The 22,425-nt window shown below is 62.7% G+C and carries 21 protein-coding genes; 9 read left to right on the top strand and 12 right to left on the bottom strand.

What is annotated here, in order from left to right; genetic code table 11:
- Positions 1-115: 115 nt before the first annotated feature.
- The gene (locus F3H41_RS09960) at positions 116-1,795 is read left to right on the top strand and encodes a radical SAM protein (RefSeq protein ID WP_149738521.1); all 1,680 of its coding nucleotides are present in this window, start codon (positions 116-118) and stop codon (positions 1,793-1,795) included.
- Between the two features lie 440 nt (positions 1,796-2,235).
- Here F3H41_RS09960 and F3H41_RS09955 read toward each other — a convergent pair whose 3' ends face one another.
- From F3H41_RS09955 to F3H41_RS09945, 3 genes are read right to left on the bottom strand one after another with little or no spacing between them, the layout of a single operon-like run.
- Positions 2,236-3,048, bottom strand: a complete 813-nt coding sequence (locus F3H41_RS09955) for a cephalosporin hydroxylase family protein (RefSeq protein ID WP_149738520.1) — start codon at positions 3,046-3,048, stop codon at positions 2,236-2,238.
- A 15-nt stretch (positions 3,049-3,063) separates the two neighbouring features.
- Positions 3,064-3,792, bottom strand: coding sequence for an FkbM family methyltransferase (locus F3H41_RS09950; protein ID WP_149738519.1), 729 nt, complete (start codon positions 3,790-3,792; stop codon positions 3,064-3,066).
- The gene (locus F3H41_RS09945) at positions 3,789-5,069 is read right to left on the bottom strand and encodes an FkbM family methyltransferase (RefSeq protein WP_149738518.1); all 1,281 of its coding nucleotides are present in this window, start codon (positions 5,067-5,069) and stop codon (positions 3,789-3,791) included. Before F3H41_RS09945 ends, F3H41_RS09950 begins: the two co-directional genes overlap by 4 nt.
- A gap of 221 nt (positions 5,070-5,290) precedes the next feature.
- On the opposite strand from F3H41_RS09945, the gene F3H41_RS09940 reads away from it, so the two are divergent.
- From F3H41_RS09940 to F3H41_RS09930, 3 genes are read left to right on the top strand one after another with little or no spacing between them, the layout of a single operon-like run.
- Positions 5,291-6,202: an NAD(P)-dependent oxidoreductase gene (locus F3H41_RS09940; RefSeq protein WP_149738517.1), complete on the top strand. Its 912-nt coding sequence runs from the start codon at positions 5,291-5,293 to the stop codon at positions 6,200-6,202.
- Positions 6,150-7,226: a radical SAM/SPASM domain-containing protein gene (locus tag F3H41_RS09935; RefSeq protein ID WP_149738516.1), complete on the top strand. Its 1,077-nt coding sequence runs from the start codon at positions 6,150-6,152 to the stop codon at positions 7,224-7,226. Before F3H41_RS09940 ends, F3H41_RS09935 begins: the two co-directional genes overlap by 53 nt.
- The gene (locus tag F3H41_RS09930) at positions 7,223-8,446 is read left to right on the top strand and encodes a glycosyltransferase (RefSeq protein WP_149738515.1); all 1,224 of its coding nucleotides are present in this window, start codon (positions 7,223-7,225) and stop codon (positions 8,444-8,446) included. The genes F3H41_RS09935 and F3H41_RS09930 overlap by 4 nt, the downstream gene beginning before the upstream one ends.
- 139 nt (positions 8,447-8,585) lie before the next feature.
- Here F3H41_RS09930 and F3H41_RS09925 read toward each other — a convergent pair whose 3' ends face one another.
- The 6 genes from F3H41_RS09925 to F3H41_RS09900 form a co-directional block, all read right to left on the bottom strand.
- On the bottom strand, positions 8,586-9,689 hold the full coding sequence (locus tag F3H41_RS09925) for a hypothetical protein (RefSeq protein WP_149738514.1): 1,104 nt from the start codon (positions 9,687-9,689) through the stop codon (positions 8,586-8,588).
- A gap of 747 nt (positions 9,690-10,436) precedes the next feature.
- Complete coding sequence (locus F3H41_RS09920) at positions 10,437-10,730, bottom strand: hypothetical protein (protein ID WP_244616152.1); 294 nt, start codon at positions 10,728-10,730, stop codon at positions 10,437-10,439.
- A gap of 160 nt (positions 10,731-10,890) precedes the next feature.
- The gene (locus F3H41_RS09915; protein WP_149738512.1) at positions 10,891-11,184 is read right to left on the bottom strand and encodes a hypothetical protein; all 294 of its coding nucleotides are present in this window, start codon (positions 11,182-11,184) and stop codon (positions 10,891-10,893) included.
- Positions 11,185-11,274: 90 nt separating this feature from the next.
- A complete protein-coding gene (locus tag F3H41_RS09910; RefSeq protein WP_149738511.1) occupies positions 11,275-11,568 on the bottom strand; it encodes a hypothetical protein in 294 nt (97 codons plus the stop codon).
- Positions 11,569-11,684: 116 nt separating this feature from the next.
- Positions 11,685-11,966, bottom strand: coding sequence for a hypothetical protein (locus tag F3H41_RS09905; RefSeq protein ID WP_149738510.1), 282 nt, complete (start codon positions 11,964-11,966; stop codon positions 11,685-11,687).
- 110 nt (positions 11,967-12,076) lie between these two features.
- On the bottom strand, positions 12,077-12,391 hold the full coding sequence (locus F3H41_RS09900) for a hypothetical protein (protein WP_149738509.1): 315 nt from the start codon (positions 12,389-12,391) through the stop codon (positions 12,077-12,079).
- A gap of 741 nt (positions 12,392-13,132) precedes the next feature.
- On the opposite strand from F3H41_RS09900, the gene F3H41_RS09895 reads away from it, so the two are divergent.
- The 5 genes from F3H41_RS09895 (at position 13,133) to F3H41_RS09875 (ending at position 18,505) form a co-directional block, all read left to right on the top strand.
- Positions 13,133-13,330 carry a DUF2256 domain-containing protein gene (locus F3H41_RS09895; protein ID WP_149738508.1) on the top strand — a complete coding sequence of 66 codons (198 nt, stop codon included), beginning with the start codon at positions 13,133-13,135 and terminating at the stop codon, positions 13,328-13,330.
- Between the two features lie 309 nt (positions 13,331-13,639).
- Positions 13,640-14,053 (top strand): hypothetical protein, encoded by a 414-nt coding sequence (locus F3H41_RS09890; RefSeq protein WP_149738507.1) that lies wholly within the window; start codon positions 13,640-13,642, stop codon positions 14,051-14,053.
- A 99-nt stretch (positions 14,054-14,152) separates the two neighbouring features.
- Positions 14,153-16,684 carry a protein translocase subunit SecD gene (gene secD, locus F3H41_RS09885; protein WP_149738506.1) on the top strand — a complete coding sequence of 844 codons (2,532 nt, stop codon included), beginning with the start codon at positions 14,153-14,155 and terminating at the stop codon, positions 16,682-16,684.
- Between the two features lie 427 nt (positions 16,685-17,111).
- Entirely contained in the window at positions 17,112-17,321 is a 210-nt protein-coding gene (locus F3H41_RS09880) for a hypothetical protein (protein ID WP_149738505.1), read from the top strand.
- Positions 17,322-17,494: 173 nt separating this feature from the next.
- Positions 17,495-18,505: a KpsF/GutQ family sugar-phosphate isomerase gene (locus F3H41_RS09875; RefSeq protein ID WP_149738504.1), complete on the top strand. Its 1,011-nt coding sequence runs from the start codon at positions 17,495-17,497 to the stop codon at positions 18,503-18,505.
- A 17-nt stretch (positions 18,506-18,522) separates the two neighbouring features.
- Here F3H41_RS09875 and F3H41_RS09870 read toward each other — a convergent pair whose 3' ends face one another.
- From F3H41_RS09870 to F3H41_RS09860, 3 genes are all read right to left on the bottom strand, one after another.
- Entirely contained in the window at positions 18,523-19,836 is a 1,314-nt protein-coding gene (locus tag F3H41_RS09870; protein ID WP_188129419.1) for a capsular biosynthesis protein, read from the bottom strand.
- A gap of 2 nt (positions 19,837-19,838) precedes the next feature.
- A complete protein-coding gene (locus F3H41_RS09865; protein WP_149738502.1) occupies positions 19,839-21,467 on the bottom strand; it encodes a sulfatase-like hydrolase/transferase in 1,629 nt (542 codons plus the stop codon).
- Positions 21,468-21,620: 153 nt separating this feature from the next.
- A complete protein-coding gene (locus tag F3H41_RS09860) occupies positions 21,621-22,418 on the bottom strand; it encodes an SDR family oxidoreductase (RefSeq protein WP_149738628.1) in 798 nt (265 codons plus the stop codon).
- Positions 22,419-22,425 lie beyond the last annotated feature (7 nt).

The following is a 22,425-nucleotide window of genomic DNA, read 5'->3' as shown; positions in this document are numbered from 1 at the left end:
AATAGACAGGCTGGTGCAAGTCATGCGCAATATTCTCTTCGGAGATAGTTCCGCCATCACACAGATTTCGCGGTTCTCTTAACGGTGGAAGCCGAAATCCCTGAGGAGGTTGCCCATGACCAAATTGCTTTTCATAATTCCGCCGTACTTCAACGCAGCTGACTACATTGGGAAAGTACGAAACGCCGTCCTGCCGGCCTTTACGATTCCCTATGGCATTTTGTCGATGGAGACTTACCTGAAGGCAAACTGCACGACGGACGTGGATGTCCGGGTTGTCGATCTGAACATCACGCTCAAGACCTTGGTCGAAGATGGCCGAGCGGAAGACCATGAGCAGATATTCTCGGCGGAAATTCGCGAAATTCTGCAGGAGTTCCAGCCAGATATTGCCGGTGTATCGGCGCTCTTCAATACCTCGTTTCGCTATATCCAGTCGTTGGTGAATACGGTCAAGCGATATGATCCCAACATTCTGACGATCGCCGGCGGCGGGCTGCCATCTGCTGCCCACGGGATGATGTTGGAGCGATGCCCCGACCTGGACGCCATTTGCAAAGGCGAGGGTGAATCGCCTCTCAAGGCTCTGATCGATGCGCCTGATCGGGCGATCGTTCTGTCTGAGCACAAGGCGTGGATTACCCGTGAGGGGGTCGCCCGCGGGAAGGTGCCCGCACACGACTTCATCGATAATCTCGATGACATCCCCCAGCTCAACTACAGCATACTTGATCTCAACAACTACAACAGCCGCAGCATCGATAAACGATATGCCAACGAGCAGCGTAGGGAAATGGCGATCCACACGTCGCGTGGTTGCCCGTTCCTGTGCGTCTTTTGCTCAAATCCGTCACTGCATGGTCGCACTGTCCGCTTCATGTCGATCGAGCGTGTCGTGGAAGACGTTCGACGCATGCGTGACGAATTCGGCATGACCGTTCTCATGGTTGAAGACGACCATTTCTTTCAGGACAAGGAGCGCGCCAAGAGGCTGCTCGCCGCCCTTGCCGACCTGAATATTCGATTGGAATTCCCGAACGGTGTCGCCGTTTATGCGATTGATGAAGAGGTCGCGGAGTTGTTCTCGAAGGCGGGCGTGTCAGCCGTAGCCTTGGCCGTTGAGTCGGGGTCGGACCACGTCCTGAACAACATCATCAAGAAGCCGTTGAAAAAGAAACTCATTCGCCCTGCGGTGGAGGCGTTGCGGAAATTCGATGTCCGAAGCCATGTCTTCATCGTTGCGGGGCTTCCCGGTGAAGAGGATGAACACCGGCAGGAGACGCTCGAAATGCTCTTGGAGAACGGCTTTGACTGGATTCACGTCTATCTCGCCATCCCGATTTTCGGGAGCAGGCTCTACGAGATTTGCGTTGAAAACGGCTATATCCAGTCGACGGACAATGATGACTTCGTTGCGACGAAGACGGTCCTCAATGTTCCCGGCCAGGACCCGAAAAAGCTGGAGGCCTATGCCTATGAAACGCAACTGCGCGTGAACTTTATAGAGAATTACAATATGCGGATTGGACGTTACGACGTTGCGATCCACTACATGAAGAACGTGTGCGACAAATATCCGGACCATGCATTCGGGCAGCTGTATCTATCGCGGTGCTATGCTGCGCGTGAAGAGCACGTCTTGGCCTCCCAACACGCGGCACGAGCTCTGGAGATTTTTGCTAGGGATGATTATTGGCGTGATCTCGCGGATCGCTTTGGCGTTGATTACACCAATGTCCTTAATCTCGCGCTCCCTTCCGACCAGCACAGCTCGTCACTTCGGCAGTTCGCATGAGGCTGCCCAGTGCCTCTGATTCAAGCGAAGGGGCGACCATGTGAGAGGACTCGAAGGCTTTGCTCCGCTCAGGCAGGCGACGCATGTGGTTCTTCACGCGAGCGGTTTGATGTCCTCGCGAGAAAGCCAACGCCTTTAGCGCGCGAGGACATAATTGGGCGCGAGTGACGGGGATCGATCTGATTCTGCCTCAACATAAGAGATTTAGAGCGCGATCTCGTCCAATCAGATCGCGCTCTATTTCGTTTGGACTTCATACATTCGGCCTTCGGTAATGTATGGAGGCGTGCGCCTTCAGGGCGCACGAAAGCAGGGAAATCGCCGCGATCTGCAGAAATGCAATCAAGAAGCAGATACGAAGGAATTCCGGTGCGCCGGTCTCGCCTGCTCGGGAGACAACGCATCGTCGGAAAGACGCCCCGCCTCTCGCCGTTTGACTGTTAGACCCTTCGCAGGAATCCGTCCGGCGAGGCGGTGATGGCGATCTTATGCTCGATCGTGTGGTCATATTCGAAGGTGAGCCGCTCCCCGTCTGCCGCCTCGCGTCCCTCGTCCGACAGGCGCTTCATGTATTCCCAGACCGCCGTCTTCGGATTGTCACCCTTCCCCCAAGGGCGGTTTGCGCACATTTCGTTCGGCAAGTCTTCGACGCCCGTGTCCCAGACAACGCAATAGGATCCCTTGGTCGTAAGCGGTGCATAGGCTTCCAGCTCCGCCAGCACATGTTCGTGCGTATGGTTGGAATCAAGGAACAACATGACGCGGTCGTAGCCCTTGGCTATCGCCTTCACTTGGTCAACGATCTCCGGCGCAACGGAGGAGCCCTGCAATAGTGTGATCTTGTGAGAAAGAGGATGGCTCTCGATTCCGGCACGGTTATGGGCACGAATGTCGATATCGATGCCCACGACTTTGCGGCGGCTGGCACGGGGGTCCAGCGTCGTGCCGGCTGCAGCTGCATCGCAGTAGTCGAGCATGGCCAGCATTGAGGCGCTCATGATCAGCGAGCCGCCGTGGGCGATGCCGGTCTCGATAACGAGATCCGGGCGGCAGGCCCAGACAAGTTCCTGGATGGCGTAGGTATCCTGCGGCACTTGAATAATCGGTCGCCCCAGCCAGGTGAAGTTTTGCGCGTAATTGTGCCGGATACATTCGCGGATCCAGACCTGCGACAGACCTTGGAAACCTGCATCGGCTGCCGAACGCTCGATGTTGCCACGCACGAATTCCGCAAATTTCTGTTCTTCAGTCATGGTGCGATTTACCTTTTATGAGATCTTCGTGCAGTGGATGTCCCACCATTGGGTCCGCGGAGCTAGCCTGTTGCCGGTCCGGTCACGGACCGTTCGGCTATAAACATCGACAACCGCGTCGTAGGAGAGCCAATCTCCCTCGATATCGGGGCCGAGCGGACCGGATGACCCCTGCGGGAAACGGTGGCCAGTTATGGAATCGATCCGCCCCTCCACGGTCGATTGGTCGAAAAGCTTGAAGCCGTCATAGCCGCAACGCGCGAGGCTTTCCAAATATTCATATCCGAAGCGGCAATCCTCCACGCTCACGAAACGGGGCAGCAGCGGCAGTCCGTGCAACTGGCCGAGAACCATGTGATCAACCCCTTCGACGTCGATTTTCAATGTGAAGGGGACGCCGTGGCTGCTGAACAGTTGCGGCAAGGTCAGGCATTGAACCTGAACAGCCTTGCAGGCACTGCCATTCCGGCTTGCCCAGCCGATATCGAGACTGCTCCAGTGATCGTTTTCGAGATTGATGTAGAAGGTTTGCTCGCCGGAGCTTTCCCAAATGGCCGCATTGATGATTGTCAACCGTCCTGTTCGCGCGGCGTCGGCGAATCGACCTGCAGCTCGTTCGCAGAGCGAAGGGTTGGCCTCGAGTGCGACCACACGCAGCCCTCGCTCGAGATAAAACGCGCTATCATCGCCATTGTTCATGCCGAGATCGAAGATCAGGCCATCGTCTGAGACAAATTTGGTCATGAACGGGAAGACCTTTCCATAGGAAGCGCATACACCACCGCTCCCGTGCCGCACCAGCCATGCAGGCGAAACAGGAAGCGGTATCCGTCCAGCGTCTCCATCATCACCTTCGCCGTGCGATAAAGGCCGTCCGCGTCGTGATAGACGGTGACCGCAATAATGGGGCGGTGCTGGCGGATGGTGGCGAGGCCGCCGAGAAGCGCGTCGCGTTCGGCGCCTTCGAGATGCAGCTTGATGAAGCCGGGGGCGGCCGGCAGGTTGGCTGCGAGCGCATCGATCGTGGTTGTCCGGATGATCTCGCTGCCAGTCTCGGAGAGCTGCGAGGCATAGCCGAGGCCGGAGTGGAAGCGCCGGCGGCCGGGCATGGCATCTACCGGGTCGTTTTCGATGATGATGCGCTCAGCGATGTGTGAGGGCAGGCGCGAGACAAGTGTCAGAAGCGCCGCCCGGTTCGCCGCATCCGGCTCGACCGCGAGGATGCCGCCGAAGGGTCGTATCGTATTGCCGTCGGCGCCGATGGCGTCCAGATAAGCTTCGACCACGCTGCCATGATGGGCGCCGAGGTCGAGGAAGGTTTTTGCGGGATCCAGGGCCGTGCGCACCTCCGGGATGAAGAAGCGTGCGCAGGACGGCATCGGCGCGCCCGCAAAGCTCCATTCCGCCCTCAGCCGCCGCCAGGCGATGAACTGCAGGTGATGGGCACGCGAGATATCGTCGTCCCAGCCATCGAGGACGGCGGTCATGGCATGGAGGTCGTCGTCGGAAAATGCACCTGCGAACCAGCCGTTCGAGAGAGGATGCCGGTCGCGGAAGGTTTCGGCAAGGTCGTAGAAGGGCACCACGCGGTGCCAGCCATCGGCCATCAGCTGCGCTTCCAGCGGCACGAAGGGCACGGTGGAAATGCTGACGGCCAGCAGTGCCGTGGCCTTGATGCTGTCCGGCACCGCGTCCGGCGTCATCAGCGTCACGCCCTGCCAGGCCGGGTCGTCCTTGAGGGTGTCGGCATTGCGGTCCACGACCAGCGTGAAATCGAGCCCGACGAGGCGCAGGTGATCACGTGCCAAACGGCCAAGATTGCCGGCGCCGTAGAGCACCACAGGCCGGTCTGCCCTCTCGGGCGCAAAAGTCGGCGTCTGCGCAGCGATAGTCTCCAGCAGGGCGCGCGCCGTCGCCGCATCGGGCAGGCCGGCAAAATGCCGTTCTGGGTGCGCATGGGCAGCGACGTCGTTGAGGCTTGCGGCCGGCGTCTCGGTTTTGGTCGGCTGGGCGCGTGTCATGTCCGGTTCCGTCTGTGCCGCGTCCTGGTGACGGGGCGTCCTTGCGTCAGTATCGTCTTACCAGGCAAGGCATCGCCGTGATGCCGCAAGCCAAAATCATGTGACAGTGCGCCGGCGGATGCTTAAGGCTTGCGGTTGTCGATCATCAAACCGATTCGCGACCTGACCATGCGCGCCACGCTTTTCGCACCTAATCCCTTCGAGCTTTCCCGGACCTTGTCATGACCCATGTTCTCGTCACAGGCGCGACGGGTTTCGTCGGTCGCCAGGTGGTCAAGGCGCTGCTGGCCAATGACCACACCGTCACGGCCATCTGCAGGCCGGGCTCCGAGGGGAAGCTCGGAACGCTCGCGGACAAGGTCGCAATCATTGTCTCCGCCGACATGTTTCGCGAAAGCGAGGAGTGGTTGGCCGGGCACCTCACCGGGAAAGACGCGGTCATCCATGTCGCCTGGTACGTCGAGCCCGGCAAATATCTCGATTCGCCGGAAAACCTTGCCTGCGTCGAAGGCTCGCTGCGCCTTGCGCGCGCGGCCGTGGCGGCCGGTGTCGGGCATGTCATCGGCGTCGGCACCTGCTTCGAATACCGTCTGCCGTCCGACCATCTGACGGTGGAGTCCCCGCTCGCCCCCCAGACCCTGTATGCCGCATCTAAACTTTCTGTTTACCATATGCTGGGACAGTATCTGGCGAAACAGGACACCCGCTTTTCCTGGTGCCGCCTTTTCTATCTCTTCGGGGAGGGCGAACATCCAGCACGGTTGGTGCCCTATGTCAGAGGCAGGCTCGCAGCAGGCGAAACGGCCAAACTTTCGGCCGGAACGCAGATCCGGGACTTCCTCGACGTCGCAATAGCCGGGGCGATGATCGCCGACGTGGTGAGAACTGGTCAGCCTGGCGCAATCAACATCTGTTCAGGTCGGCCGACAACGATCCGTGCGCTCGTCGAAGGGATCGCCGACGAAGTTGGCAGGCGCGACCTGCTGGAATTCGGCACGGCGGCCATTCACCCTTCCGATCCTGCCGCCGTCGTTGGTGTCTGCAATGCCATCGCACCGGAACGCGTGCGGGAGACCTCTGATGAAAGCCCAGCTGAAGCCGCGCATCAATCTGGAAGACCGCACGGCGCTTGAGACGGTCATTCCGCTCGACACGCCGTTCATCGTGTTCGTCGATCCCGCCAGTTCCTGCAATTTCAAATGCACCTTCTGCCCCACCGGCCATCGCGACATGATTGCGGAGACTGGCCGCTATCAGGGCGCCATGAAGTACGATGTCTTCACCAAGGTGATCGACGATCTCGGCGCCTTCGAAAAGCCGATCAAGGTGCTGCGCCTCTACAAGGATGGCGAACCCTTCCTCAACAAGCGCTTTGCCGACATGGTGCGCTACGCCAAGTCGAAGGACTATATCGAATATATCGACACGACGACCAACGGGACCTTCCTGACGCCCGACCGCATCGGCCCGGTGCTCGAAGCCGGCATCGACAAGATCAACATCTCGGTCGATGGCATGACCGTCGAGCAGTACATGCAGTTCACGGGCTTCAAGTTCGACTTCCCGAAGTTCATCGAAAACGTGAAGTGGATCTACGAGAACAAGGGCAATACCGAAATCTCGATCAAGATTCCCGGTGAACTCATCACGGAAGACCAGAAGCAGGAATTCTTCGATACGTTCGGCGATTATTGCGACCGCATCTTCATCGAAAATTTCGCCCCCTGCTGGCCGGAATTCGACATCGAAAAGCACACTGGCGTGAAGATCACCAAGGGCATCTACCAGCAGGAAATCGGCTCGACCGATACCTGCCCCTACATCTTCTACGGATGCTCCGTGAATGCCGACGGCCTCGTCTCCTCCTGCTTCCTCGACTGGGGCCGCAAGCTGATCATCGGCGATGCCCGCATCCAGTCGATGCAGGAGATCTGGAACTCGGACAAGATGAATGCGCTGCGCCTCCAGCATCTGGAAGGACGCCGCTGTGAGAACCAGACCTGCGGCAATTGCGGCCAGCTGACGCACTGCCTGCCGGATAGCATCGACGCCCACCGCCCGATGCTGCTTGAGAAGTTCAAGCAGATGGTCAAGCTCGACCCCTCCGTCCGGGCGCCCGGCGGCACCCGCATTCCGGCGCCCATCGCGGCCGAATGAAGATCCTTCACATCGCGGCGCATCTCGGCGGGGGGGTCGGCAAGGCCCATGCCGAGGTCACCGCCTGTGACCGCAGCGATATCCGCCGCCACTTCGCCCTTCTCGAAGAACCGCGCGACCGTCGCTTCGCGCACGCCATCGTGGCCGCCGGCGCGACCGCCGACGTCGTCGCGGACATGGCCGAACTCGCGCGCCGCGCTGCCGATGCCGATATCGTCCAGGTCGAATGGTGGAACCATCCCCGGCTCTATGCGGCCCTGTGCGCAGCAGGGCTGCCGGCGGCACGGTTCATCTTCTGGTCCCATATTTCTGGCCTCTTCGCGCCCTTCCTGCCGGAAGGCCTGACGGACGCCGGCAGCGCCTTTATCGCGACGTCGCCGTGTTCCCTGCCGGAGGGTGAAACGCTCCGCCGACGGGCCATCGGCTCCGGCTTCGGCTTTGCCCTGCCACAAGACCGAACGCCTGCGGTCGCCCGCAACCCGCGCGCCGTCGGCTATCTCGGCACGGTCGACTTCGCCAAGATGCACAGCCGCATCTTCGACGCGATTGATGCCGCATCGCCCAGGGCCGGCGCATTTGCCGTCACGTTCCATGGCGGTGTGGCGCCCGATGGACCAGTGCCCCTCGCGCAGGCCGCCATGCGCCATCCGGGACGTGTACAGCTGGCCGGTCACACGCCGGACCCGCGGGCGGCGCTGGAGCGGCTGGGCATCTTCTTTTACCTGCTTGATCCCCGGCACTACGGCACGGCGGAAAACGCGCTGGTGGAGGCCATGTCGCTCGGCGTGGTGCCGATCGTTCTTGCCAATCCCTGCGAACAGGCGATTGTTGAGCACGGCATCACCGGCTTCGTCGAGCCCGATATCGAAGCGGCCGCGCGCCGTCTGGCCTGGGCGCTCGATCACCCCGAAGCCCTGCCGCCGATCGGCAGCGCCGCCATGCAGGCCATGGCCGAGACGCGTACCGCGCAACGATCGGCAACGGCCTTTGCTTCTCTTTACGATGCGGTGCTGGCGGATAGGCCCGAGGTCATCGACTTCGCGGCGCTGCTGGGCGCCAGCCCCGCCGAATGGTTTCTCTCCACGCAGGGCGCGCGCCGCAGCGCCTGGCCGGAACTGGCCGCTGCCAAACCCTGGGCGAGAGGAGGAGGGGAAAGCAAGGGCAGCCTTGCCCATTTCCGCGCCTGCTTTCCCGAGGATCCGGGCCTTGCAACTCTCTGACAGTCGCGTCATCAAAATGAAAAAACCGCCGCGGATCTTGCCCTATCCGCGGCGGTTTGCGCGAGCCCCTGCGGGTTTCGCCTGAGGCGCATCGACAAATCGCCCTGTCGATGCGCAAGCCTGGCACCATCGTCCTTCGTCAGGCCGCGTCCGTAACGCCGCCGCAGATGAGGCCGACGGGCGCCATCATGGCACGCGCCACGCGGAAGAAAGCGGGAGCCGTCTGCGCGCCGCCCAGAAAGCGATCGACAAACAGGATCTTGTCCTTGAGGCCACGGCTGAGGTCCGGCGCCTGTTCCCCACGGAAATCAGGCCGGAAGAGATGGGCGAGGGCGCCGCCATTGAACCGCTCCAGCGAGGCGAAATAGGCATTGCCTTTGGCAACGAAGCGCTGCCGATCCGTTTCCATGATGCAATCGATCATGCAGGCCCGCACGAAGGCCTCCCCGACCTGCCAGGGGCTGCTGAGTTCCCTGAGGACATGGAACTGCACTTCTGCGACGGCGCCTGTAATGCCGAGACCGGAGTGGAAAAGGAAATATTCGGACGCTTCCGGCTCTACCGGTTGGTAGCGCACGGCATTGATCGCCGAAAGCGGGCGCGCGCAGAAGGCAAGCTCCTCCGCAAAAAGCAGGGCCTTGGCTGCCCATTCATATTGCGGAACAGGTGTCTGCCACGCGTCCGTCGTCGGAATGGCAAGGATGCCCTCGAGGAGCGAACGACGGACCGCGCCGTGGTAGAGGCCGAAAGGCATCTTGGGAACGTTGAGGCTGTTTTCCCAATGGAAGAACGCCTTCAGCATGGCGGTCTTGTCGAAGCTGTTGATCTGGTAGGCCGCGGGAATGGCGACGGAATTGGTTTTGCCGGGTTTTGCATCCGGATCGATCTGGAAGGCGTTCCAGCCCAGCGCATCGACCTGGGGATGGGAGGCCTTGAGATAGGAAACCATCACATGCAGATCGGGTTCGATCGCATCGCCCGGCCGGATCAGGCAAATCCATTCGCCGCTCGTTGCCGACAGCGTCGCGTGCCAGAGCATGCGACGATGGGCGGCGTCTGTGGTGATGAGCTTGACCCTTGCGTCTTCGGCGGCAAGCGCCGCAAGCGGGGCGGGGAAGTCCACGCCGGCCATGGCGCCGACGAGCACCTCGATATCGGCGGCCGCATCCTTGAGCAGCGGCACGATCTCGCTGGCAGGATCCTCGCCGTGTTCGAGCGGTATGGCGATGGAGAGTATCGGCATGAACTGTTCCCCGGATCGCCGGCCTGCTGTCAGCCGTGACCGGCGAAGCATGGCGGCGGATGATCGCAAACACCGTGCGCCGCGTGCTTCGCTCCCGGAAGACACGCCGGCGCCACGGCACGATGGTGCCGCCCCAGTGGAGCGGCCATGCTCCGCACGGATCCGGCGCAACGCCGAAGTCCCATGTGCGACACCCCCGCCTCATGCGGGAGGGAATATGGGCACACCGGTGGAAAAGTCTGTCGTCGAAGGAGGGTGCGGTCCTGTCTTCGCCGCCAACCTTTTTCCACCGGCATGTAGGGGGACACTACCGAGACAAGCTTGACCGAAACTGTCATGCGCCGGGCGTAGATATTGCCCGGCAGCAAGCCCGCGACACCATGGCGCCGACCGCTAGAGGCAGCGGAAAATGCAAATGATGGCGATCGATAAAATTGCGCTGACTGTCTTTATGGTGGGGCAAGCGGGAGCGTCTAGGTTCACCCTCAAGACGGAGAGAACAGGCGGGCACGGCGCCCGCGGCTCCTCCGCCCGGAGCCTGCCCTGCCGTATCCCCCTGCGGCGCTGAATGATCATGTCCCGCCTTGCCGCAGCACGCCCGTCGTCGCTGCGGCATTTTCTTTTTGTTCCTATGCAAACACCCCGGACGGGGGGTGTCCGGGGTGTCTGAAGGCATGGCTTCAATGGGGGGCGGAAGCCATGCCACCGAGCCGCCTGGAGTGAGCGGCCCGGTCGGTAGCCTGTGCCTTAGCGGGAAAGGCCGGGATAATAGTCACCATTTTCGACGGGGCTCTGCGGCGCTGCGCCACGAACCACCGAGCCGGTGGCCAGCGTATCGACCGGCGTGCGCGAGACACCGGAATAATAGGTGCCGTCGCCGCCATTGTTGACCCGGGCCGCGGTGCCGGCCGTCGAAGCGGCGCGACCCTGGAAGATCGGTGCATCCGATACGCCGTTGTAGTAGTTGCCGGTCGCAAAGGCAGAGGATGCGGAGCCAAGAGCTGCGGCTGCGATGACGAGGGTTGCGAGGGTCTTTTTCATGGTCATGTCCTTTCAAGAATGCGCCCGCTCCTGCGGGCGGTCCGGCCTCGGGTCGATCGCCTCGGACCGACCGGGCCAATTGATCTGGCCTGATGTGGATTGCACGGCCAGGGCGAAGCGATCCGGGAGGAAAGACCGCTTCGCATGAAGGACGTGCCGCTTAGCGCGACAGGCCCGGATAGTAGTCGCCGTTCTCGATGGCGGTCTGCGGTGCGGCGCCCCTGACGATCGAACCGGTGGAGACGGCGTCGACGCCGGTGCGGGATGCGCCGGTGTAGTAGGTGCCGTCACCGCCATTGTTGACGGCGGCTGCCGTGCCGGCGGTCGATGCGGCCCGGCCCTGGAAGAGCGGGGCTTCCGACACGCCGTTGTAATAGTTGCCGTCGGCAAAGGCGGAGGAAGCGGAGCCGAAAGCAACGGCGGCGACGATGAGCGATGCGATGGTCTTGGTCATGGATCTATTCCTTCTTGGGTCGGATGCGCCCCGGTTCGAGGGGCCTGCATCACGGAGTGATTGTCAGTGTTGCGTCTTTTGGCCGGATGCTTAGCGCGACAGGCCCGGATAGTAGTCGCCGTTCTCGATGGCGCTCTGCGGAGCAGCGCCCTTGACGATCGAGCCGGTGGCAACGGAATCGATGCCCGTGCGGGAGGCGCCGGCATAGTAGGTGCCGTCACCGCCATTGTTGACGGCGGCAACCGTGCCGGCAGAAGCCGAGCCGCTGCCCTGGAAAAGCTGGGCCGGAGAAACGCCTTCGTAGTAGTTGCCGCCGGCAAAAGCGGAGGAAGCGGAGCCGAAGGCAACGGCGGCGACGATGAGCGATGCGATGGTCTTGGTCATAATAAGGTTCCTTTGGGTGTCAGAGGCCCTGGCACGCCTTCAGGGCGCGTTCCGGGCGTTCAGGTTCGGTAAAAGGGCGGGGCGACCGGTGTGGGCAGTCGCGGGTGGTGAAAGCGTCAGTCGGCAAAGCCGGTGCCGGTGGCGGAAAGGCCGGCCCCGGAGGATGCCGAGGACGACGCCTCGGATGTGAGAATGCTGCCGGTCGCCAAGGTATCCGTCAGGCCAGTATCTGCACGGGCCTGCAGTGCGGCGCCGTTTCCGGCCATGGCGGCCCAGGCGGCCGTAAAGCCGGGTGCCGCACTTCCATCCTGCTCGGAGGCGTTGGCGTTGAGCGGCATGGCCATCAGGAGTGCTGCGGACAACAGTGTTCCGAGCGCGGACGCGAGCGTCCTCGTCATGGTCGTCTTCCTATCGTGTCTGGGTTCTTCAGTATCGGGTTCAGATGGCCGGGCCCGGTTTGGGGCCCGGCATGGCGCCGTTGCCGGCGCTGGTCGTGTCAGGGCGTCCGTTATTCGACGTCAGCACCCTGGTAGTAGTCGCCGGGCTGGAAGGGGCTCTTCACAGCCTTGCCCTTGACGATGGAGCCCGTGGCGACATTGTCGACCGGGTCACGCGAGACACCCTGGTAATAGGTGCCGTCGCCGCCATTATTGGGCTTCAGCGAAGCATTGGAGCCTGCGCCGACCGTGGCGGAGGCGGTGAACATCGGGCTGGCAGTGACGCCCTGGTAGTAATCGCCGCTGGCAAAGGCGGTGGATGCGCCGGTGATGACCGAAGCGGTCAGAACGAGGGCAGCGAGGGTGGCATTGATGGTCTTGGACATGATCGTATCTCCAGTGTTTAACGGTTCAGTTCCAGACGACCGGGGCGATCACGAATGCGTCTCGTGCCAGCATCGCTGGCGGCGCCATCCGTCGGTCGGAGCGGCCGGGTCGAGGCCGGAGAACCATGCGTCTTACACCTTGGGCGCATGATGGTCCGGACCGAAGAGGGTGCACCGGCCGCCCTGGTCACCTTCCGGTGAAGGCTGGCGGCCTGTCACGAAGTGCATCCCTTCGTCCTTCGACACGTCTCACAAGAGTGTTTCGTTGCTCTTGTGAGATTAGATATGGTCCCTCAATATGCGGGTGTGAAGTAAGAATTATTGGAAACCACTGTCAACACATAGTGAACAATAGAAACTGCCCAAATTGCCTTCGTCCTGTCCGCGCGCAAAGTCTCTGCGCCGGGTCAATAATTCGGAAGTTTCGTAAGTGACAGAAATCTAAAAAGGTCGAGGAATAGGGCGTTTGAGCGAACCGAGCGGTTCGAAATGACCCTCGTCAACGCGAATTCGGCGTGTGCACGTCGCCGCGTTAAGAATTGGGGCGAAGACGCCGACTTGGGAAATTTCAAGACCCTCACGAAGGTGTGAACCGCTCGGTTCGATCGAGGCGGGCGGTTTTGCGGGGCGGATTTTGCGGCGAAAACAAGGCAATCCGAGCCCATCGCTGCAGCGTATCAGGCCGTCACCACCGGCGCGCGACCGTTGCCGGACGACTTTCAAACACGGGAGACGGCGTTCATGCCGCGCGGAGTAGCCAAGCAGAACCTGCCGGAAAAGATCTGCCCCACCTGCGGGCGTCCCTTCAGTTGGCGCCGCAAATGGGCACGAAACTGGGAAACGGTACTTTACTGTTCAGAGCGCTGCCGCCGCGAAAAATCGGCAACAGTGTCTCCCATGCATGCGCAGGGGACGGGCACCGGGCGGGCCGGCAGATAGCGGATGACAAGCGCCGGGCCGGAATGCGATCACGGTGAGGTTGGCCGTGGCAACTTCCTCTGTCGCGGCAGGAATGCGTCCCTGGGACGAGCAAAAACCGGCCTTGTCCGGCCGAAACACCCCGCAAACGCCCGCCTTGAATTGACTTCCGGACCCGTGGGTGGTTCTGTGCCGCGCCTGCTCCGGCTGCTTTGCGGCGGTCGGCGGGAGATGTGGTAGCAGGTGTTCATGAGGCCGCCGCATCCCCGACAGGACAGAACGAACTGTCGTTGCCACACCGGGCAACAGACGGAGCGAGGAACCGAAAACGTGACGAGCCGGACGAGGCGAAGAGGGCAGGGCAATCCGGCGACAGACCGTCGGCGGCTCATGCCCGTGCTCGCGATGGCGATCGCGCTCGTCGCCCTGCAGTTCGCCGCCCTGTCCGGCTTCGATCCCGCCGCGGCGCGCTCGGCGCGTGCCGCTGGCACCGTCACGCCGGATGGCGGCGAAACCGCCGCTGCCCGTCAGGTGCTGCGGGCAACGCTGGCGGCCGATGTGCGGGTACTTGGCGAAAGAGCCGATGGCAAGACCCTTGCCGGTGGCCCGCAGCCTCTCCTTCTGCCCTTCCTCCCGACAGAGCGCTGGCCGGCGCCAGCCACCCTTGCCCTCGGGCCGGGTTCGGACAGTGCGGTTGGCGGCGTGTTTGCCAGCCACTACCGCGTTCGCGCGCCCCCGGCCTGACCTCTGATCCTTTCGCGGGGCAGGTGTCTGTCCCTTCTTTCCATCCTTCATGTGCCCCGGTTGCGGACGTTTGTCTGCCCGGGTCAAAGGTATTGATAAATGCGCACATCCCGCTGGGCCTTGCTGGCCTATATTCTGGTGACCGTTTTCGGGATCGCCGCCGCGCTGCCGAACGTGCTGCCGGCTTCCATGGAACAGTCCATTGGACGCTATCTTCCCGCATCTCCTGTCACGCTTGGTCTCGACCTGCGTGGCGGTTCTCACCTCGTCCTGGAAGTCGATGCCGCCGGCCTGCGCAAGGCTCGACTCGACACGCTGATGGACGATGCCCGTCGCATCCTGCGCGAAGAGCGCGTTTCGGGTGCCACCGTTCGGCTCGTCGGCGACCAGGTCAGCGTCCAACTGGCGACCGCCGACGACCGCACCAAGGTCCTGCCGCGCTTCCAGGAACTGGCAGCCCCCACCGCCGGCACGCTCGGCTTTGGCGGCGGCGAATCCGACATCGCCATTGGCGGCGACGGCCAGACCATCACCATGGCCCTGACGGAAGCCGGGCTCGCTGACCGCATGAACAAGGCGGTCGAGCAGAGCCTGGAAATCATCCGCCAGCGCGTCGACCAGGTTGGTGTCGCAGAGCCGCTGATCCAGCGCGTCGGCTCCGACCGCATTCTCGTGCAGCTCCCCGGTCTCCAGGATCCGACACGCCTGCGCCAGCTCCTCGGCTCCACCGCGCAGATGAGCTTCCACATGGTGGATCCGTCCACCGATCCCAACACGACGACCCCGCCGCGCGGCGTGGAAATCCTGCCGGGCCAGAATGACGGCCAGAAATATGCGGTCGAACAGCGCGTAGCCATCTCCGGCGAGCGGCTGGCCGATGCGAAGGCCGGTTTCGACCAGCGCACCAACGAGCCGATCGTCTCCTTTACCTTCGACAGCCTCGGCGCGCGCCAGTTCGCCGACATCACGCGCGACAATGTCGGCCGCCCCTTCGCCATCGTTCTCGACGGCAAGGTGCTGACCGCGCCTGTCATCCGCGAGCCGATCATCGGCGGCCAGGGCCAGATCAGCGGCAACTTCACCGCCCAGGAGGCGACAGTCCTGTCCGCGCTCCTGCGCTCCGGTGCCCTGCCGGCACCCCTGACCATCATCGAGGAACGCTCGGTCGGTCCGAACCTCGGCTCGGATTCCATCCAGCGCGGTCTCTATACCGGCGCCGCCGGCCTCGTCGCCGTCGTCGTCATGATGGTGGTGCTCTACGGCGCCTGGGGCTGGATCGCCAATTTCGGTCTCGTCCTCCACACCATCTTCACTATCGCCGTTCTAGGCCTTCTCGGCTCGACCCTGACGCTGCCCGGCATCGCCGGCATCATCCTCGGCATCGGCATGGCGGTGGATGCCAACATCCTCATCAATGCCCGAATAAGGGAAGAGACGGCCGCCGGCGCGGGCGCCATGAAGGCGCTTGACCTCGGCTTCAGCAAGGCCTTCGCCACCATCGTCGATGGCAACGTCACGACGCTCGTCGGCACCATCCTGCTGTTTATGTTCGGCACCGGCCCGGTTCGCGGCTTTGCCATCACCATGATGATCGGCATCGTGATCTCGATGTTCACCTCGATCACCGTCGTGCGCATGATGATGCATGAGGTTGTCGTCCGCCGGAAGATGAAGAAGATCGAGATTCACTCGCTCTTCGGCAAGGTGCCGCAGCTGCCGCAATTCTCCTTCATGCGCGGTCGCTTCATCGCCATCGGCATGTCAGCCTTCCTGTCCATCTCCTCGGTCGTGCTGTTCTTCACGCCGGGCCTCAACTACGGCATCGACTTCGTCGGCGGTATCCAGGTGGAGGCGACGTCCAAGCAGGCGATCCAGCTCGCGCCGCTGCGCGCGGGCCTGGAGAATCTGAACTACGGCGAAGTGGCGCTGCAGGAATTCGGCCAGGGCACCTCCGTCCTGATCCGCATCCAGCGCCAGCCGGGCGGAGAGCAGGAGCAGACGGCGGCATTGAACGCGATCCGCGATCGCGTCCAGCAGATCGTTCCAGACGCGACCTTCGAGCGAACCGAAGTGGTCGGACCGACGATCTCGGCCGAGCTTGCGCGCTCGGGCTTCCTCGCCGTCGGCCTCGCCATGCTCGCCATCCTGATCTACATCTGGTGGCGCTTCGAATGGCACTTCGCGATCGGCGCCATCGTCACGCTGTTGCTCGACATCACCAAGATGATCGGCTTCTTCGCGCTGTTCCAGATCGACTTCAACCTGACCGCCATCGCCGCGGTGCTGACGCTGATCGGCTACTCCGTCAACGACAAGGTGGTCGTCTATGACCGCATGCGCGAGAACCTGCGCAAGTACAAGACGATGCCATTCAGCCAGTTGATCGACATGTCGATCAACCAGGTGGTGATGCGATGCATCTTCACTTCCGTTGCGGTCTTCCTGTCGCTGGTGCCCATGGCCATCTGGGGCGGCGATCCGGTCAAGCCCTTTGCCTGGCCCATGGTTTTCGGCGTCATCGTCGCCACGACCTCGTCGATCTATATCGGCGGTCCGATCCTTCTCTTCCTCAGCCGCTGGTGGAAGGACCGCGAGGCCACGCGCACGACGGACGGCAAGGTCGAAGCCTGATTTCTGTCGCATTGATCGACCACAAGGAGGGCCGCGGGAAATTTCCGCGGCCCTCTTGATTTGGAGGTATAACCTTCCCAGTTATGGCCCGGACTGAAACGGACCTTTTCTGGATTCGGTCTACAGGCAGGAAAAGTGAAATTATTTTTCACAATCCTGTCATGGTAGTTGAGTAAAGAGATAGAAAATTCTATTGTAGTCGCATGGTTCGAGATGGATCCATGGACTTCGAAGCGAGCTAGAGGAGAGTGGCATGTTCGGTTCCGCCTGCATTAACGCTATCCGCGGTTCGATCTCCCGTTGTCGTGTGACGGGTAAACGAGTGGTTGCATCGGCCCTTTGCCGAATGTGACCGAAAGACAAGCGTTTCCGAAAATCACGAAGACTTTGAAGCCTGCATGGTGCGCCATGCAGCGGGAGAATACGCATGAGCAAGCAAGTCATCGAATTCAATGGTGAACCCGTCGGCGTCGTTGTTCCGGATCAGGATCGGCTGAAGTTCCTGGCTGTGAAGTATCACGTCTGGGCGCTGGACGCGCAGCGTTTCGAAAGCGTCGAGGAAGCCCAGGCGGCCATCCGCAGCCTTTTCGCCGGCCCGCCGAAGAGAGCAGCCGCCCATCAGGGCATGGCGGCCTGACCGGGCCGGTGCCGTGCCCCTGCGAGGCGGGTCGCTCGGCTGGCCCGCTGACGCTATCCCTTCACGAATGCGCCCACCGCTTCACCGCCCGGGGCCCTCGCATGCGCGGGTGTTGATCTGTGAGGCCAAGAGGTTTAGCAGGGGGCTTTCAAACGGCAGCCCCGAGGACAGCCATGGCATTGAGACCCCTGACATCGGATGCGGCGGACGAGGCCGGTGCCCGCGCTTCGGTCGAACGCAGCCTGAAGGCGACGGTCGACGGCGCGCGCGCCCTGCAGGCCGCCTTCGAGGATGGCGCCACGCTGGCCCGCAGCGTGATCGACGCCGTCGCGCTGATCGCCGCCGGCCGTGGCCGTGTCGTGGTCTCCGGCGTCGGCAAGAGCGGACACATCGGCCGCAAGATCGCCGCGACGCTCGCCTCGACGGGCACCTCCGCCTATTTCGTCCATCCGACCGAGGCCAGCCATGGCGACCTCGGCATGGTGACGTCTGACGATATCCTTCTCCTCCTCTCCTGGTCAGGCGAGACGGCGGAACTGGCGAACATGCTGACCTACGCCAAGCGCTTCCGTGTGCCGATCATCTCGCTGACATCGGGCGCGGATAGCGTGCTCGCCCGCAATTCCGATGTCGCGGTCGTGCTGCCGAAGGTGGTCGAGGCCTGTCCCCACGGTCTGGCGCCCACCACCTCGGCGCTGCTGCAACTGGCCATCGGCGATGCCATTGCCATCGCGCTCCTCGAAGGACGCGGCTTTTCCGCCGAGGACTTCAAGGTCTTCCATCCCGGCGGCAAGCTCGGCGCGCAGCTGATGCTGGTCGGCGAACTCGCCCATTCCGGCGAGGCTATGCCGCTCCTGCCGCTGGGCACGCTGATGAGCGAGGCGCTGATCGTCATGACCTCCAAGGGCTTCGGCGTTGCCGGCGTCACGGATGACGAGGGCAGGCTGACCGGCGTCATCACCGACGGTGACCTGCGCCGTCACATGTCGGGCGACCTCATGCAGACCCCCGTCGATGCCGTCATGTCGCGCCACCCGCGCACGGCGCCGGCCCGCATGCTGGCAAGCGCCGCCCTGAAGGCCATGCAGGACCAGAAGGTCACTGTGCTCTTCGTCGTCGACGAGGCCGGCGTTCCGACCGGCGTGCTGCACATTCATGACCTGCTGCGCGCCGGCGTCATCTGACATCTGATCGGATCCCGTCAGCGCTGGCCCTCCCGCCAGTCCCGTTTCACGGGCTTGCGGCGCGGCGCCGGATCGACATAGGCCCCGGGCTCGTTCACATCGCGGGCATCAAGCCGCGCGGCGATCGCTTCCGCGCCGGCCTTGGCGCCTTCGATGGAATAGAAGTTGCCGCGCACCTGGATCGTTGCCGCCATCAGCCGCAGGAAAGCCGAGAGCAGGGCTGGGTCCGGCTGATGCGGCTGAGCCCAGAAGGCATCGAGCGGCCGCTGGTCCGAGAGCCCCTCGACATCGAAGACCGCTGATCCCAGCACCTTCACCGGCACGGCCTGCTGGTAGGCATGCAGGCCAACGGTCGAATTGACCGTCACCACGCCGCGGCTGCGCCCCAGCAGCAGCGCCAGATCCCCGCCGTCGAGATAGACGATACGCCTGACAATGCCGAGCGCCTCGGCGCGTGCGCGCGCATAGGCTTCCCAGTCGATGAGGTCGTTGTCGAGCGGATGAACCTTGATGACCAGCGTAGCCTCCGCCGGCGCATGCGCCGCGAACGAGACGAGGATCTCGTCGATGGCCTGTCTCTGGCTGTGATAGGGCGAATGGGCGCGCAGCTGGAAATCTGTCTCCAGTTGCAGCGGATAGACGAAGAAGGGGCGCTCGCTCGCCAGGAGCTCTTCGATCCGCCGCTGAGCGGTGGCCGAGCGCCGCTTGCCCGTCACAAGCCTGCGCAGCCAACCGGCATATTCCGCCAGAGGATGAAAGATCGCATGGCGGCGATAATACGGGTAGAGGAACCAGAAGAAGACGTTCGGGAGATTGTAGATGAGGTCGAGCCCGGCATCGGCGAAGAAGGTCTGGCTGTAGCGCCGCGTCCAGTCCGGTTCCGGCAGGCCTTTGGCGGCTGAAAGAATATGGGCAGGGTCGCGCGGGAAGCGGGAGTTGGAGGACATGCCCTCCCGCTCGATGGTAATCCAGTCTGGCCTCAGATACCCCATCTCGACCACGGAAATCCTGACGCCATTGCGACGTGCGGCCGCGCAGGCCACCTGATGGTAAGGCCGCTCTTCGCCGAGCAGGATGAGTTCGTCGACGCGGTTCAAGAGCAGGAAGCGCTCGACGAACCCCGGCCAGTCCGCCTGTTTGCCGCGATAGGCCGTCGCGCCGCTGTGGCGCCAGAAGATCTGGTCGCCCGCGTTCAGATTGATGCGCAGGCACCGGTGGCCGCGCCGTTCGAGCGCCCGGGCGATGTAGACGAAGAGCAGCGAGGATGGTCCTTCCAGAAACAGGAAGGTGCGGGCGGCGGGCGGTGCCTCCATTCGGGTCTGGTCCGTCACCGTCAGCTCAGCCTTTCCTTGTTGAGGCCGGCATGGTTCAGCAGCGCGCGCACCAGATTGGCGGGGTCCTCGTTCTTCGGGAAGGTCGGGGCATGCTGCGCCTTGCGGGCAGCGGACAGCGGCACGATGAAATAGTCGGTGCGCGGATCCGGGAAGGGATCGGCGAAGGATTTGAGAAGCGGCGCATGATCGCCGTAAAACAGCAGCCAGACGGGCCGGTCGAGATGGTTGAGGCCGTCGAGCAGCTTGGCAAGCGCCTTGTCCGACTGCTGCAGAAGCTCGAGATAGATCGAGACGGGGTCCGTCAGGCCCTCGACCCGGTTCGGCTCCCATGGGCCGTGATTGGCCATACTGGCGACAAAGACGAGACCGGCCTGATCGCCGTCGATCGTCTCGCAGATCCCGAGCACCTTGTCCGTCAGCCTGTCGTCGGAGACATAGGGGCCGTCCCGCTCCGGATCATGGTCGAAGCTGTCGAGCATCGACATGTGGTCGAAACCGAGCTGCGGCATCGCCTTGTGGCGCAGGAAGAAGGTGCGGTCGTAGGGATGGACGAAATGCGTCGACCAGCCCGCCGCCCGCATCTTTCCGGGCCATACGATATCCGCATAGTGGCTGGCGCGCAGATAGGGGTAGCTCGCATCCACATGGATGTCGTCCGGCTGCAGGCCACTCAGCACCGCAAATTCGGTGCGCAGCGTATAGCCGCCCTCGAAGACGCTGTTGAGGCGGCCCCATTGCACGGCCCGCTGCTTCATGCGGTCGATGGTCGGCAGTGCCAGTCCTGGCACGTCGAAGTGGCGCATGTCGATGAAGGATTCCGACTGCCAGACCACGACCAGCGGCGCCTTGTCTGTCGTATACTGGTCGATCAGGTCATGGAAGGCCGCCAGAATACGGTTCGACACGTCTGTCACGATCCTCTCGCGCCGGACGCCGAGCCAGATCAGGAAGTTGAAGATCACCGAACAGAAGGTGCCGAACCGCACCGTGATCAGCCGCGGCTCGATGACCGGCATGAACCGTTGCACCGTGGCCGCAATCGGCGCGTTGATCGGCGCGAAGAACAGAAGGAACCAGGTGACATTGGCGATCAGCCACATCACGAAGATCCAGAAGAGGTGATTGTCCTGCGGCAGCACATGCGGTTCGAACCACATATAGAGCCCGGAAACGCCGAAGACGTAGGAAAAGGACGCAATCCAGAAGACGATGTTGAGCTTGGAGGCGTAGAAGATCGTCTTGTATTTGAAGACATCGGCAACGAGCGCAATGTCGGAGAAGACCAGCGGCTCGCGGATGAACTGGAACTTGGCGCGCGAGATGGCCATGAAGATGATGAAGAAGCTCATCGTTCCCGCGCCCGCATAAAGCGGCCGCCAGGAAATGGCGAAGAAGCCGATGAAGACGAGCGCGATGACCGGCAGCCGCACGGCGACGTCGAAGACGTGGTTCTTCCACGTCATGCCCTGTCGCTTGGCGCGGCGCACCCGCTTCGGCACGGCAAAACGATCCATGAACACGGAAACGATGACACTGAGCGTGAAGGTGCCGAGCGTGAGGAGAAACGGATAGTCGTGAAGGCGGAAGGGGATCAACGCAAATACATCCGTCTGCTGGCGGCCTGTCATCGGCCGCACTCTGCCTCATTCCATGTGGGGAGCCGACGCGCCGGCTCCGGGACACCATGCCGTTCTTTTCCCGTCCCGTGCTTTAGGCGCAAACGGGGCCCGGGACAAGACGGCGCGCCGTTCTCCACCGGCGGTGCGGCCCGCGCGGCTCGATCAGGATCGCCGGTTGCGTTTGCCCAGCACCGCGATCTGCCGGTCGAAAACGGCGTTGATCAGCGGCGCGGCGAGCGGTCCGAGCCGCGCCAAAGCCCATAGGGTGGGCGTGAAGAAGGTCTCGAAACGTCCGGTGTCGATGGCGCCGACGATGCCGCGTGCCACGCTCTCGGCCTCAACAGGCTTCACCGTGCCCATGATCACCTGCGCCTCCGGTGGGCGGCTTGCGAGTTCACGAACGAACTGCGGCGTCTGCGTATCCGGCGGATAGCAGATCGACACGGCGATCCCACTGGCCTTCAGCTCACTGCGCAGCGCCCCGGCATAGCCCCGCAACGCATATTTCGAGGCGCAGTAGCCGGCATAGCCGTGAATGCCGATGAGGCCGGCGCCGGAGGAGACCAGCATGATGCGCCCCCCGCCCGCCTGCCGCATCGACGGCAGAACGGCACGAACGGCATTGGCCGTGCCGGTGAGATTGACCGCGATCTGCCGGTCAAAGAGGTCGGCGGGCTGGTCCGCAAATGCGCCAGGCTCGACGATCCCGGCGGAAGAAACGAGGATGGTGCAAGGGCCGAACCTTTCGGTGGCGCGCACAATCGCCGCCTCCAGCGCCGCACGATCGGCGACATCGGCGGCCTCTGCGGCCGTTTCTCCCGTTCCCAGCAGCGCAAGGGCCTCGTCGAGAAGACCCGCGCCGCGCGCAATCAGCGTCACGCGGGCGCCGCGCGCCCTGTAAAGCCGTGCAACCGTCAGTCCGATGCCGCTCGACCCGCCGGTGATGATCACATGCGGCATGCCGGAC

Source organism: Rhizobium sp. RU20A (genome assembly GCF_900155885.1).
Lineage (GTDB): Bacteria > Pseudomonadota > Alphaproteobacteria > Rhizobiales > Rhizobiaceae > RU20A.
This window is presented reverse-complemented; position numbering and strand designations above follow the sequence as displayed.

Coding starts and splice junctions, on each gene's coding strand:
- F3H41_RS09960 (WP_149738521.1), top strand. CDS start 116: ATGACCAAATTGCTTTTCATAATTCCGCCGTACTTCAACGCAGCTGAC.
- F3H41_RS09955 (WP_149738520.1), bottom strand. CDS start 3,048: ATGACTGAAGAACAGAAATTTGCGGAATTCGTGCGTGGCAACATCGAG.
- F3H41_RS09950 (WP_149738519.1), bottom strand. CDS start 3,792: ATGACCAAATTTGTCTCAGACGATGGCCTGATCTTCGATCTCGGCATG.
- F3H41_RS09945 (WP_149738518.1), bottom strand. CDS start 5,069: ATGACACGCGCCCAGCCGACCAAAACCGAGACGCCGGCCGCAAGCCTC.
- F3H41_RS09940 (WP_149738517.1), top strand. CDS start 5,291: ATGACCCATGTTCTCGTCACAGGCGCGACGGGTTTCGTCGGTCGCCAG.
- F3H41_RS09935 (WP_149738516.1), top strand. CDS start 6,150: ATGAAAGCCCAGCTGAAGCCGCGCATCAATCTGGAAGACCGCACGGCG.
- F3H41_RS09930 (WP_149738515.1), top strand. CDS start 7,223: ATGAAGATCCTTCACATCGCGGCGCATCTCGGCGGGGGGGTCGGCAAG.
- F3H41_RS09925 (WP_149738514.1), bottom strand. CDS start 9,689: ATGCCGATACTCTCCATCGCCATACCGCTCGAACACGGCGAGGATCCT.
- F3H41_RS09920 (WP_244616152.1), bottom strand. CDS start 10,730: ATGAAAAAGACCCTCGCAACCCTCGTCATCGCAGCCGCAGCTCTTGGC.
- F3H41_RS09915 (WP_149738512.1), bottom strand. CDS start 11,184: ATGACCAAGACCATCGCATCGCTCATCGTCGCCGCCGTTGCTTTCGGC.
- F3H41_RS09910 (WP_149738511.1), bottom strand. CDS start 11,568: ATGACCAAGACCATCGCATCGCTCATCGTCGCCGCCGTTGCCTTCGGC.
- F3H41_RS09905 (WP_149738510.1), bottom strand. CDS start 11,966: ATGACGAGGACGCTCGCGTCCGCGCTCGGAACACTGTTGTCCGCAGCA.
- F3H41_RS09900 (WP_149738509.1), bottom strand. CDS start 12,391: ATGTCCAAGACCATCAATGCCACCCTCGCTGCCCTCGTTCTGACCGCT.
- F3H41_RS09895 (WP_149738508.1), top strand. CDS start 13,133: ATGCCGCGCGGAGTAGCCAAGCAGAACCTGCCGGAAAAGATCTGCCCC.
- secD (WP_149738506.1), top strand. CDS start 14,153: ATGCGCACATCCCGCTGGGCCTTGCTGGCCTATATTCTGGTGACCGTT.
- F3H41_RS09880 (WP_149738505.1), top strand. CDS start 17,112: ATGAGCAAGCAAGTCATCGAATTCAATGGTGAACCCGTCGGCGTCGTT.
- F3H41_RS09875 (WP_149738504.1), top strand. CDS start 17,495: ATGGCATTGAGACCCCTGACATCGGATGCGGCGGACGAGGCCGGTGCC.
- F3H41_RS09865 (WP_149738502.1), bottom strand. CDS start 21,467: ATGACAGGCCGCCAGCAGACGGATGTATTTGCGTTGATCCCCTTCCGC.
- F3H41_RS09860 (WP_149738628.1), bottom strand. CDS start 22,418: ATGCCGCATGTGATCATCACCGGCGGGTCGAGCGGCATCGGACTGACG.